General features: G+C 73.4%; 14 protein-coding genes. 8 read left to right on the forward strand and 6 right to left on the reverse strand.

The window, feature by feature from the left end; translation table 11 throughout:
- Positions 1-2: 2 nt before the first annotated feature.
- Genes rplB through rpsJ form a run of 5 tightly spaced genes read right to left on the reverse strand, consistent with a single transcriptional unit; the run spans position 3 to position 2,780 of the window.
- Positions 3-839, reverse strand: a complete 837-nt coding sequence (gene rplB, locus KM427_RS21745; RefSeq protein WP_183591875.1) for a 50S ribosomal protein L2 — start codon at positions 837-839, stop codon at positions 3-5.
- Between the two features lie 28 nt (positions 840-867).
- Positions 868-1,173 (reverse strand): 50S ribosomal protein L23, encoded by a 306-nt coding sequence (rplW, locus tag KM427_RS21750; RefSeq protein WP_183591876.1) that lies wholly within the window; start codon positions 1,171-1,173, stop codon positions 868-870.
- Positions 1,170-1,784 (reverse strand): 50S ribosomal protein L4, encoded by a 615-nt coding sequence (rplD, locus tag KM427_RS21755; RefSeq protein WP_183591877.1) that lies wholly within the window; start codon positions 1,782-1,784, stop codon positions 1,170-1,172. The genes rplW and rplD overlap by 4 nt, the downstream gene beginning before the upstream one ends.
- 2 nt (positions 1,785-1,786) lie before the next feature.
- Complete coding sequence (gene rplC, locus KM427_RS21760; protein ID WP_183591878.1) at positions 1,787-2,461, reverse strand: 50S ribosomal protein L3; 675 nt, start codon at positions 2,459-2,461, stop codon at positions 1,787-1,789.
- Positions 2,462-2,471: 10 nt separating this feature from the next.
- Entirely contained in the window at positions 2,472-2,780 is a 309-nt protein-coding gene (gene rpsJ / locus KM427_RS21765) for a 30S ribosomal protein S10 (protein ID WP_008360994.1), read from the reverse strand.
- 587 nt (positions 2,781-3,367) lie between these two features.
- On the opposite strand from rpsJ, the gene KM427_RS21770 reads away from it, so the two are divergent.
- The 7 genes from KM427_RS21770 to KM427_RS21800 are packed head-to-tail and all read left to right on the forward strand — an operon-like array spanning position 3,368 to position 10,120.
- Entirely contained in the window at positions 3,368-4,510 is a 1,143-nt protein-coding gene (locus tag KM427_RS21770) for an NAD(P)H-dependent amine dehydrogenase family protein (protein WP_215525271.1), read from the forward strand.
- Complete coding sequence (locus KM427_RS21775) at positions 4,507-5,010, forward strand: carboxymuconolactone decarboxylase family protein (RefSeq protein WP_183591880.1); 504 nt, start codon at positions 4,507-4,509, stop codon at positions 5,008-5,010. The genes KM427_RS21770 and KM427_RS21775 overlap by 4 nt, the downstream gene beginning before the upstream one ends.
- A 12-nt stretch (positions 5,011-5,022) precedes the next feature.
- The gene (locus KM427_RS21780) at positions 5,023-6,135 is read left to right on the forward strand and encodes a hypothetical protein (protein WP_215525272.1); all 1,113 of its coding nucleotides are present in this window, start codon (positions 5,023-5,025) and stop codon (positions 6,133-6,135) included.
- A complete protein-coding gene (locus KM427_RS21785) occupies positions 6,132-6,755 on the forward strand; it encodes a DUF4129 domain-containing protein (RefSeq protein WP_215525273.1) in 624 nt (207 codons plus the stop codon). The genes KM427_RS21780 and KM427_RS21785 overlap by 4 nt, the downstream gene beginning before the upstream one ends.
- On the forward strand, positions 6,752-7,849 hold the full coding sequence (locus KM427_RS21790; RefSeq protein WP_215525274.1) for a DUF4350 domain-containing protein: 1,098 nt from the start codon (positions 6,752-6,754) through the stop codon (positions 7,847-7,849). The genes KM427_RS21785 and KM427_RS21790 overlap by 4 nt, the downstream gene beginning before the upstream one ends.
- Positions 7,846-8,823 carry an AAA family ATPase gene (locus KM427_RS21795; protein WP_215525275.1) on the forward strand — a complete coding sequence of 326 codons (978 nt, stop codon included), beginning with the start codon at positions 7,846-7,848 and terminating at the stop codon, positions 8,821-8,823. Before KM427_RS21790 ends, KM427_RS21795 begins: the two co-directional genes overlap by 4 nt.
- Positions 8,824-8,833: 10 nt before the next feature.
- Positions 8,834-10,120 carry a DUF58 domain-containing protein gene (locus tag KM427_RS21800; RefSeq protein ID WP_215525276.1) on the forward strand — a complete coding sequence of 429 codons (1,287 nt, stop codon included), beginning with the start codon at positions 8,834-8,836 and terminating at the stop codon, positions 10,118-10,120.
- A 9-nt stretch (positions 10,121-10,129) separates the two neighbouring features.
- On the opposite strand, the gene KM427_RS21805 is transcribed toward KM427_RS21800, so the two are convergent.
- The gene (locus KM427_RS21805) at positions 10,130-11,125 is read right to left on the reverse strand and encodes a stage II sporulation protein M (protein WP_215525277.1); all 996 of its coding nucleotides are present in this window, start codon (positions 11,123-11,125) and stop codon (positions 10,130-10,132) included.
- Positions 11,126-11,149: 24 nt separating this feature from the next.
- On the opposite strand from KM427_RS21805, the gene KM427_RS21810 reads away from it, so the two are divergent.
- Complete coding sequence (locus KM427_RS21810; RefSeq protein WP_183591887.1) at positions 11,150-11,959, forward strand: RDD family protein; 810 nt, start codon at positions 11,150-11,152, stop codon at positions 11,957-11,959.
- Positions 11,960-11,990: the final 31 nt, after the last annotated feature.

Below are 11,990 nucleotides of genomic sequence, written 5' to 3' on the forward strand. Positions count from 1 at the left end.
AGTTACTTCCTACCCTTGCCGGACTTGCGACGGCGGATGATCTGGGAGTCGGAGGCCTTGCGCTTGCGCGTACGACCCTCGGGCTTGCCCCAGGGCGAGACCGGGTGGCGACCACCGGAGGTCTTGCCCTCACCACCACCGTGCGGGTGGTCGACCGGGTTCATGACGACACCACGGACGGTCGGGCGCTTGCCCTTCCACCGCATCCGGCCGGCCTTGCCCCAGTTGATGTTCGACTGCTCGGCGTTGCCGACCTCGCCGACCGTGGCGCGGCAGCGCACGTCGACGAAGCGCATCTCGCCGGACGGCATGCGCAGCGTCGCGCGACTTCCCTCACGGGCGACCAGCTGGGCGGAGATGCCGGCCGAACGGGCGATCTTCGCGCCGCCACCCGGCCGCAGCTCCACGCAGTGGATGGTCGTGCCGACCGGGATGTTGCGCAGCGGCAGGTTGTTGCCGGGCTTGATGTCGGCGTTCGGCCCCGACTCCACGCGCGTGCCCTGCGTCAGGTCCTTCGGCGCGATGATGTAGCGCTTCTCGCCGTCGGCGTAGTGCAGCAGCGCGATGCGCGCGGTGCGGTTGGGGTCGTACTCGATGTGCGCGACCTTGGCCGGGACGCCGTCCTTGTCGTAGCGACGGAAGTCGATGATGCGGTAGGCGCGCTTGTGACCGCCACCCTGGTGCCGGGTGGTGATCCGGCCCTGGTTGTTGCGGCCGCCCTTCTTGGGCAGCGGACGCGTCAGCGACTTCTCCGGAGTGGTCCGGGTGATCTCGACGAAGTCGGCGACCGACGCGCCCCGGCGACCCGGGGTGGTCGGCTTGTACTTGCGGATTGCCATGTCTCTTCAGTCCTCTAGTCCGCGCCGGTCAGGAGACCGGGCCTCCGAAGATGTCGATCCGGTGGCCCTCGGCGAGGCTGACGATCGCGCGCTTGGTGTCCTTGCGCTTGCCCAGGCCGTTGCGGGTCCGCCGGGTCTTGCCCGGCCGGTTGAGCGTGTTGACCGACGTCACCTTGACGTTGAACACCTTCTCGACCGCGATCTTGATCTCGGTCTTGTTCGCGTCGGGGTGCACCAGGAAGGTGTACTTGTTCGCGTCGAGCAGGCCGTAGCTCTTCTCGGACACGACCGGTGCGAGCAGGATGTCGCGGTGGTCCTTGTGCAGGGTGCTCACTTCGCAGCCTCCTCGGTCTTGTTCACGAAGGCGTCGAACGCACCCTGGGTGAAGACGACGTCGTCGGCGGCCAGCACGTCGTAGGTGTTGAGCTGGTCGACGGCCACGATGTGCACCTCGGGCGCGTTGCGCAGCGAGAGCCAGGTGACCGAGTCGGTGCGCTCCAGCACCACGAGGAAGTTGCTGCGCTCCGAGACGGTCGACAGCGCGGCCAGCGCGGCCTTGGTCGACGGCACCTCGGCGGCGATCAGCGACTCGACGACGTGGATCCGGTCGTTGCGGGCCCGGTCGGAGAGGGCACCGCGCAGGGCGGCCGCCTTCATCTTCTTGGGCGTGCGCTGGTCGTACTTGCGCGGCTGCGGGCCGTGGACGGTGCCACCGCCGGCGAACTGCGGGGCGCGGGTCGAGCCCTGGCGGGCGCGGCCGGTGCCCTTCTGCTTGTAGGGCTTGCGGCCACCGCCGCGGACCTCGCCGCGGGTCTTGGTGGCGTGGGTGCCCTGGCGGGCGGCGGCCTGCTGGGCCACGACGACCTGGTGGATCAGCGGGACGTTGACCTCGACGTCGAAGATCTCGGCGGGCAGGTCGACCTTCGCCTTCTTCACGCTAGCCATGCTCAGACCTCCTTGCCAGAAGTGAGGGAGTTCTTGGCGGCCGAGCGGAGGACCACGAGGCTGCCCTTGGGGCCGGGGACGGCGCCCTTGAGCAGGACCAGGCCCTTCTCGACGTCGACCGCGTGGACGGTGACGTTCTGGGTGGTGACCGTGTCGGAGCCCATCCGGCCCGCCATCCGCACACCCTTGAACACGCGGCCGGGGGTGGCGCAGGCGCCGATCGAGCCCGGCTTGCGGTGGTTGCGGTGCGCACCGTGCGACGCGGAGACACCGGCGAAGCCGTGCCGCTTCATCGTGCCGGCGAAGCCCTTGCCCTTGCTGGTGCCGGTCACGTCGATCTCCTCGCCGGCGGCGAAGGTGTCGACGGGCAGCTCCTGGCCGACCGTGAACTCGGTCGCGAGGGCGGTGCGGATCTCGACCAGGTGGCGACGCGGCGTGGTGCCCGCCTTGGCGAACTGGCCGGCCTGTGGCTTGGTCACCTTGCGACCGTCGATCTCGCCGTAGCCGACCTGGATGGCGTTGTAGCCGTCGGTGTCGGGCGTGCGGACCAGCGTGACGACGTTCGCGCCGGCGTCGATCACGGTCACGGGGACGACGCGGTTGTTCTCGTCCCAGACCTGGGTCATGCCGAGCTTGGTGCCCAGCAGGCCCTTCACATTGCGTTCGAAAGTACTCATGTTCTCGACCTCAGAGCTTGATCTCGATGTCGACGCCGGCGGGCAGGTCGAGCCGCATGAGCGAGTCGACGGTCTTCGGCGTGGGGTCGATGATGTCGATGAGGCGCTTGTGGGTGCGCATCTCGAAGTGCTCGCGGGAGTCCTTGTACTTGTGGGGCGAGCGGATGACGCAGTACACGTTCTTCTCGGTCGGCAGCGGCACCGGGCCGGCGACCTTGGCACCCGTACGGGTGACGGTGTCCACGATCTTGCGCGCCGAGGTGTCGATCACCTCGTGGTCATAGGCCTTGAGCCTGATGCGGATCTTCTGTCCCGCCATAGGTCTCTCTCGTCCTCACTGGTTCTGTGCCGCGTGCGTGTTCCGGAACGTCCTCGGGCTTGAGTAGGTCCCGCCCGTGCTCCCCACCGCTCCTGCTCCGACCCCCGCGGTCGGGCGTGTCGCGCTGTTGAGGCACAACACGAGACCGGGTCTCGCATTCGTTTTGTTGGTGGCGCCCGACGGTTTCGTCGAGCAGATCGGGTCTCCAGGTTCGGTGCGGCCACACACGCAGACCACTGAGCTATCCCTGAGGAGACGCGATTCAGAAGTCAAGATGTGCAGTGCACCCCGGCAACCCGCCGAAGCAACCGGACTATCTTGGCAGAAGATCCCGCACCAAGCCAATTCGCCGGCCCCTCGCTCCGAGCCTGCGAGGAGGGAGGGCCCAGCCGGCGAGGTTGAGGAGCGTCGACGGGGGCCGCGCGCCAGCGCGGGACCCGTGACACGTCTCGAAACCCGGTCCCTCGCTCCGAGCCTGCGAGGAGGGAGGGCCCAGCCGGCGAGGTTGAGGAGCGTCGACGGGGACCGCGCGCCAGCGCGGGACCGTGACGCGTCTCGAAACCCGGCGACTCGGCTATCGTCCAGCCATGGGCGACGAGAACACGTTCTACTTCCCGCCTCCGGGCCAGGTCCCCACCGTACCGGTGATCGTGTGGGGCACCGGGAACATGGGCCGCGCGGCGATCCGCGCCGTGGCCGCCCACCCGGGCCTGGGGCTGGCCGGCGTGGTGACCTCCTCCCCCGGCAAGGCCGGCCGCGACGCCGGGGAGCTGGCCGGCCTCGACCGGGCGCTCGGCGTACTCGCCACCACGGAGGCGGGCGCCGCGCTGGGCGCGCTCGACGGTGCCGGCGCCGTCGCCTACATGGCCTCGGGCGATCTGCGGCCCGAGGCCGCGCTCGCCGACGTCGCCCGCTGCCTGAGCGGCGGCGCGGTCGTGGTGACCCCGGCGCTCTACGCCCTCTACGACCCGCGGCACGCGCCCGCCGAGCTGACCGCGCCCCTGCTGGCCGCGGCCCGGTCGGGGTCGAGCGCGCTCTTCGCCAGCGGAGTCGACCCGGGCTGGGGCAACGACGTGCTGCCGGTCCTGCTCAGCGCCGTGGCGGGGACCGTCGACGAGGTCCGCTGCCAGGAGATCTTCGACTACTCGACCTACGACCAGCCCGACTCGGTGCGGCACCTCGTCGGCATGGGCGAGCCGATGGACCAGGTGCCGCCGATGGTGGCGGCCGGCGTCCCGACGATGGTCTGGGGCGGTCAGGTGCGGATGATCGCGCGGGCGCTCGGGGTGCCGCTCGACGAGATCCGCGAGACCGTCGACCGGCGGGCGCTCGACGCCGGCGCGACCAACGCGATGGGGCTCTTCGAGGCCGGGACCCAGGGCGCGCTGCGCTTCGAAGTGCAGGGCGTCGTCGCGGGGGTGCCGCGGATCGTCGTCGAGCACGTCACCCGGATCGACCCCGGCTGCGCCCCGGACTGGCCGGTGCCGCCCGACGGCGGCGCGGGCGCGCACCGCGTGGTCATCGAGGGCCGGCCCCGCATCGAGCTGAGCCTGGAGGCCACCGACGAGGGCGGCAACCGGGCCGCCGGGGGCAACGCGACGGCCGCGAACCGACTCGTCAACGCGATCCCGTGGTTGACCAGCGCCGCGCCCGGTCTGTACGACGGGCTCGACGTACCCCTCACGCCGGCGAGCGGCCGCATCGCCGGAACCGGAAGGAGCACAGCATGATCGTCGACCTGCCCGAGGACAAGGACCCGATCCTCTACGTGTGGGGCGAGATGGTGCCGGGGATCGGCATCCCCGCCTCGGCGTTCGCCACCAGCGTCTACGAGCACACGACACTCGGGCTGCGGGAGTTCGAGGCTGCGCGGCTGCGGATCGCGCAGATCAACGGCTGCCTCTTCTGCCAGGACTGGCGCACCGAGCGCGACGGCGTCCGCGTCGAGGACACCTTCGCCGACGCCGTCACCCACTGGCGGACCACCGGCGACTTCGACGACCGGACCCGGCTGGCAGCGGAGTACGCCGAGCGGTACGCCGTCGACCACCACGGGCTGGACGACGGGTTCTGGACCCGGATGAAGGCCCACTACAGCGACCGCGAGATCGTCGAGCTCTCGATGTGCCTCGGCTCGTGGCTGGCCTTCGGCCGCCTCAACCACGTGCTCGGACTAGACGCGGCCTGCGTGCTGCCCAGCAACGCGGTCCCGCAGCAGGGCGGCCACTGACAGGATGGGCCCATGTCGGGCAGCCCGTGGTACCCGTCGCCGGGCGGCCCCGGCGACCCACCCCCGCCGGGGTGGCAGCCGCCATCGGAGTCCCCTCCGCCGCTCTGGGGCCCCGCTCCCGGCGGTCCCCCACCGGCCGGGCCGCCCGGTGGCTCCCCCGGCTGGGCGCCGGGGATGCTCGGTGCCGCGCACAAGCCCGGCGCGATGCCGCTGCGACCGCTCGGACTCGGTGACCTGTACGACGCGGCGTTCCGGATCATCCGCTTCAACCCGCGGGCGACCGTCGGCTCCTCGGTGCTGGTCGCCGCGGTCGCGATGGCGCTGCCGGTGCTGGTCACCGCCGTGGTCACGCTGGCAGTCGGCCTGTCCGCCGAGTCGTCGGGCGGCGACACCGCCGACGAGCTCGGCAGCCTGACCGCGCTCGGGGCGCTCGGGCTCGGATCGGCGCTCCAGTACGTCGGGCTGATCTTCGTGACCGGGATGATCGCCCACGTCACCGCGGCCGCGGCGATCGGCCGGCGGCTCACCCTCGGCGAGGCCTGGGCGACCACCCGGGGCAGCCGCTGGCGGCTGGTCGGGATCACCCTGCTGATCGGGCTGCTCTGGCTGGTCCTCCTGCTCGGGTACGTCCTGATGTCGGTCGTCGTCCTGGTGGCCACGTCGTCCTGGGAGCTCCCGCTCGCCTGGTTCGTCGTGACCGGGCCGGCGGTGGTCGCGCTCGGCTGCTGGCTGTGGATCCGGCTCACCTACCTCGCCGTACCGGCGCTGATGGTCGAGCGGACCGGCGTGTTCGCCGGCCTCGGCCGCGCCTACGCGCTGACCCGGCGCCAGTTCTGGCGCACGTTCGGCATCGGCCTGCTGACGCTGGTGGTCACCTCGGTCGCCGCGCAGATCCTGACCGTGCCGTTCGCGATCGTCGGCTCGGTGCTCAGCGTCGCGATCAGCGATCCCGAGGTCGCCCTCCTACTCATGGTGGTGGTCAACGCACTCGGCACGGTCGTCTCGACCGCCTTCGTCGCACCGTTCACGGCCGCGGTGGCCTCGCTGCAGTACCTCGACCAGCGGATCCGCAAGGAGGCCTACGACATCGAGCTGATGACGCAGGCGGGGATCACCGCACCGTGAGCCGCGCGCTGGCCCTGCTCGCGGAGCCGCCGCTCGACCCGTCCGGGGACGAGGCGCGGTCGCTGCTCGGACGCGAGCTGCTGCATCCGGAGTACCACGAGCGCAACGTGCTCGAGCGGCTCCTGGACTGGCTCGACCGGCTGCTCGGCGGCACGATCGACGCCGCGGCCGACGCGCCGCCGCTGTCGACGTTCCTGGCGATCGCGGCGTTCCTGGCGCTCGGCCTCGCGCTCGCCTGGCTGGTCTCGCGTGCCCGTCGGGCACCGCGGGCGGCGAGCGGGCCGGGCCCCGTCGTCGCGGACCGGACGCTCACGGCCGCCCAACTGCGCGCCGCGGCCGAGCACGCGCTCGCCGCGGGGCGCCCGGCCGACGCGCTGGTCGACGGCTTCCGCGCGCTGACCGTGCGACAGGTCGAGCGCGGCCGGCTCGACGACCGGCCCGGGGCGACCGCGCACGAGGTGGCGGTGGCCCTCGCCGCGGCGTACCCCGACCTGGGCGCCCGGGTCGAGGGCAGCGCGACCCGGTTCGACGCCGTGCTCTACGGCGGGCGTCCCGCCACCCCGGAGCAGGCCGTCGAGGTGCTCGCGCTCGACGACGCCCTCGCGGGGGTACGCCGATGAGCAGGCACCGGGCGACACTCGCGATCGGCGTCGGACTGGTCGCCGCCGTCGTGGTCGTGCTGCTGATCGGAGGCGGCGGACACCGGTCCGGCTTCCTCGACCCGGACAACCCCGACCCCGCCGGCGGGCGCGCGCTGGCGCGGGTGCTCGAGGATCAGGGGGTCGACGTCACCGTCGCCCGCGACGCGGACCACCTGGAGCGCACCGAGACCGGGCCGGACACCACCGTCGTCGTCACCTCGACCGACCGACTCGGGACGAGCACCGCCGAACGGCTGCTCGACCACGCGGGCGGGGCCCGCGTGGTGCTCGTCGAGGCCGAGCCCGGCCTGGCCGACGTGCTCGGTGTGCCGGCGCCGACCCGGATCGCGCCCGACCGCGCGATCGTTGCCGACTGCGCCGACCCGGCGTACGCCGACCTCGCCGTCGCCGTCGACCTGGCGCTCGCCTACCCCGGCCCGGGCTGCTTCCCGACCGGCGACGGCGCCGCTCTGCTGGCGGAGCCGCGGCCGGGCCTGGTGCTGCTCGGTGCGGGCCAGGCGCTGAGCAACGACCAGGTGCTGCGCGCCGACAACGCCGCCCTCGCCCTGCGGCTGCTCGGCGGGTCGGACCGGCTGGTCTGGTACGTGCCCTCGCTCGAGGACCTCCGCGCCGGCGACGGCGTCAGCCTCTCGTCGCTGCTGCCCGACTGGCTGCGCCCGGGGCTGCTGCTGGTCGCCGTCGCGACCCTCGCCCTGCTGCTGTGGCGGTCGCGCCGGCTCGGCCCGCTCGCGGTCGAGCCGCTGCCGGTGACGGTCAAGGCGATCGAGACCACCCGCAGCCGGGGCCGGCTCTACCGCAGGGCCGGCGACCGGGCGCACGCCGCCGAGGTGCTGCGGGCCGCGGCCCGGGTGCGCACCGCCGAGCGGCTGCGCCTCGGCTCGGGGCCCGATCCGGTCGCGCTCGTGCGCGACCTCGCGCGGCACACCGGCCGCCCCCAGGCGGAGATCGACGCCCTCCTCGGACCGCACGCCCCGCCACCCGCCACCGACCACGACCTGATCACGCTGGCCGACCGGCTGGCCGAGCTCGACAGAGAGGTACGCCGCCCATGAGCGAGTCCCCCACCCCCGCGAGCGGTGCCGAGGCGCGCGAGCGGCTGGCCGCCGTCCGCACCGAGGTCGCCAAGGCCGTCGTCGGCCAGGACGCCGCCGTCTCGGGCCTGCTGGTCGCGCTGCTCTGCGGCGGTCACGTGCTGATGGAGGGAGTGCCCGGGGTCGCGAAGACGCTGCTGGTGCGCACCCTGGCCGGTGCCCTGTCCGTCGACACCCGGCGGGTGCAGTTCACCCCCGACCTGATGCCCGGCGACATCACCGGGTCGATGGTCATCGACAGTCGGCAGGGTGAGCTGTCCTTCCGCGAGGGGCCGATCTTCACCAACCTGCTGCTCGCCGACGAGATCAACCGGACCCCGCCGAAGACCCAGTCCGCGCTCCTCGAGGCGATGGAGGAGGGCCAGGTGTCCGTCGACGGCGTCTCGCGGCCGCTGCCGCGGCCCTTCCTGGTCGCGGCGACCCAGAACCCGGTCGAGTACGAAGGGACCTACCCGCTACCCGAGGCCCAGCTCGACCGGTTCCTGCTCAAGGTGGTGCTGCCGGTGCCCGACCGGGCCGCCGAGCTGGAGATCCTGCGCCGGCACGCGAACGGCTTCGACCCGCGCGACGTGGCCGGCGCCGGCGTACGGCCGGTGGCGGACGCCGCCGACATCACGGCCGGCCGGGCCGCGGTCGACCGGGTGCAGGTCAGCCCCGACGTGGCCGGCTACATAGTCGACATCGCCCGGGCGACCCGCGAGTCGCCGTCGCTCAGCCTGGGCGTCAGCCCCCGCGGCGCGACCGCGCTGCTGCGGTCGGCGCGCGCGTGGGCCTGGCTGACCGGACGCGACTTCGTGACCCCGGACGACGTGAAGGCGCTCGCCCACGCCACGCTCGTGCACCGGCTCGGACTGCGTCCCGAGGCCGAGCTCGAGGGTGTCCAGGTCGCCCAGGTGCTCGCGTCGGCGCTCGCCTCCGTCCCGGTGCCGCGGTAGGACCCGAGCCATGGCGATCTCCGGACGCGTCCCGCTGCTGCTCCTGCTGGGGGTGGTGGCGGTGCTGCTGCGACCGGAGACCAGCACCACCTGGCTGTGGACGCTCGCCGTCGGCCTGCTGGTGGGGCTCGACGTGCTGCTCGCACCCGCCCCGTCGTCGCTGCCGCTGGAGCGCCGGCCGGTCGGCTCGGTGCGGCTCGGCGACCCGGCCACCAGCGTGCTGGTCGCCACCAACGACTCGCGTCGCCGGCTGCGCGGCGTCGTCCGCGACTCCTGGCAGCCGACCGCCGGCGCGCGCGCCAACCGGCACCGCATCGCGCTCGGCCCCGGCGACCGGGTGCCGCTGCCGACGCCGCTGCTGCCCCGCCGCCGGGGCGACCTGCGCGCGCTCGGTGTCACCGTCCGGCTCCAGGGTCCGCTCGGCCTCGCGTCGCGGCAGGCCACCCGGCCGCTCGACGGCACGGTGCGGGCCCTGCCGCCCTTCGAGTCGCGCAAGCACCTGCCGAGCCGGCTGGCCCGGCTGCGCGATCTCGACGGCCGGGCCGCGGTGCGGGTGCGCGGCCAGGGCACGGAGTTCGACTCGCTGCGGGAGTACGTGCGCGGCGACGACGTCCGTGCCATCGACTGGCGGGCCAGCGCCCGCAGCCGCAACGTGGTGGTGCGGACCTGGCAGCCCGAGCGCGACCGCCGCGTCGTACTGGTGCTCGACACCTCGCGTACGTCGGCCGGCCGGATCGGCGACGTACCCCGGCTCGACTCCGCGATGGACGCCGCGCTGCTGCTGGCGTCGCTCGCCTCGCGCGCCGGCGACCGGGTCGACGTCGTGGCCGGCGACCGGCGGGTGCGCAGCCGGCTCCGCTTCGCCGGGGCGCGCGACATCGCCGCGCGGCTCCAGGAGGCGATGGCCGACCTCGAGCCGGTGATCGCCGAGGCCGACTGGGACGCCCTGGCCGGCGCCGTGACCGGCCTCGGCCGGCAGCGGGCACTGCTGGTGCTGCTCACGCCCCTCGAGCCGGCGGCCGTCGAGGAGGGCCTGCTGCCCGTGCTGCCCACCCTGACCCGCCACCACCGGGTGGTGCTCGCGTCGGTGCGCGACCCCGAGCTCGAGCGCCTCGCGGCGGACCGCACCGGCCTCGACGAGGTCTACGACGCCGCGGCCGCCGAGCGGGCCATCGGCCGCCGCCGGCACACCGCCGGCCTGCTCCGTGCCCTCGGCGTCGACGTCCTCGACGCCGACGACCTACCGCCCGTGCTCGCCGACCACTACCTGTCGCTCAAGGCGCGCGGCCTCCTCTGAACGGTTGAGTCAGGCCTGGGTGGCGACCCGGTCCTCGAGAAGTACCGCGTCGAGGTCTCCGGTTTCACCGCGCCAGGTGGCCTGTCGGCCGAGCACGAAGACGTAGGCGAAGAAGACCGCCTCGGCCAGGATCCCGATGCCGACCCGGGCCCACGTGGGCAGTCCGGACGGGGTCACGAAGGCCTCGATGACCCCGCTGACCAGGAGCACCGCGACCAGGCCGAGGGCGACGGTGCCGGCCGTGCGGCCCTCGCGGGCCAGCGACTGCGTGCGGGTGAGCTCACCCGGCTCCACCCACGACCAGAACAGCTTCAGGCCCATGCCGCCGGCCACGAAGACGGCGGTGAGCTCCAGCAGACCGTGCGGGAGGATCAGTCCCCAGAAGTGCCCGGCGTGGTCGTGGCGGATCATGATCGAGCCGATGATCGCCAGGTTGGCGATGTTCTGGAAGAGCAGCCAGACCACCGGCAGCCCGAGTACGCCGAGCGCGATGCAGAGCGCCGAGACCCACGCGTTGTTGACCCAGACCTGCGCGGCGAAGTGACTCGCGGCGTACTCGCTGTAGTAGTCCTCGAAGTCGTGGCTGACCAGCTGCTCGACGTCCTCGGGCGAGAGCAGGCTCTGCTCGACGTCGGGGTGCCCGAGCAGCCAGAGGATCATCACGCCGGTGACCACGACGTTGGCCGCGAGCGTGCCGAGCCACCACCAGCGCAGCCGGTAGAGCGCGCCGGGGAAGCGGCCGACGAAGAACCGCCGGACCCCGGCCCAGGTGCCGGTGCGGGTGCCGGTCGCCCGGTTGCGCGCCCGCGACAGCAGCGAGGACAGGTAGGCGATCAGCGTCGCGTCCGGCGCGGAGGTGCGCACCACCGAGAGATGGGTGGCCACCTGCTGGTAGCGCTCGACCAGCTCGTCGGCCTCGGGACCCGACAGCCGGCGCCGCCGGGTGAGCTCCTCCAGCCGACGCCACTCGGCGAGGTGCGCCGCGACGTACGCGTCGAGGTCCATGCCCGGAGCCTAGACTCACCGGCGATGGCCGCCCCCGAGTTCGCGACGCTCACGACCGACGACCTCGTCACCGGCGAGGCGGTCGCGCTCGACCTACCTCCGGCGAGCATCGGCGCCCGGATCGTCTCGGGGCTCATCGACGTCGTGGCCGCCTCGGTGCTGTTGGTGGCGCTGGTGCTCGGCCTGGCGATCGCGGCGCTGCGCGCCGACGAGGCGCTGGCACAGGTGGCGATGCTCGCGTCGATCATCGTGGCCTGGATCGTCTTCCCGACCACGATCGAGACGCTGACCCGGGGCAGGTCCCTGGGCAAGCTCGCGATGGGGCTGCGCGCGGTGCGCGACGACGCGGGACCCATCTCCTTCCACCACGCGTTCGTGCGCGCGCTGGTCGGCGTGGTCGAGATCTACCTCTTCTTCGGCAGCCCCGCCTTCTTCTGCGCCCTGCTCAGCCCGCGCGGCAAGCGCCTGGGCGACTACGCCGCCGGGACGTACGTCGTCCGCGACCGGATCCGACTCACCCTCCCCCAGCCGGTACCGATGCCGCCCCCGCTCGCGGCGTGGGCGGCACAGGCCGACATGGCCGCGCTGCCGACCGGGCTCGCGATCGCGGTGCGGCAGTACCTCGGCCGCTCCCAGGAGATCGACCCGCGCTCGCGCGCCGCCCTCGGCGAACGGCTCGCCTCCGCCGTCAGCCGGCACGTCTCGCCGCCCCCGCCGCCCGGGACCCCGCCCGAGGCCTACCTCGCGGCGGTGGTCGCCGCGCGGCGCGAGCGCGACACCCGGCGGCTGGCCCGTGAGGCCGAGCTGCGACGCCGGCTGGCCGCCCGCGGCTGACCCGGGGTCAGGACGAGGTGGAGATCGTCCG

The sequence above is a fragment of the Nocardioides sp. LMS-CY genome, assembly GCF_018732145.1.
GTDB classification, from domain to species: domain Bacteria; phylum Actinomycetota; class Actinomycetes; order Propionibacteriales; family Nocardioidaceae; genus Nocardioides; species Nocardioides soli.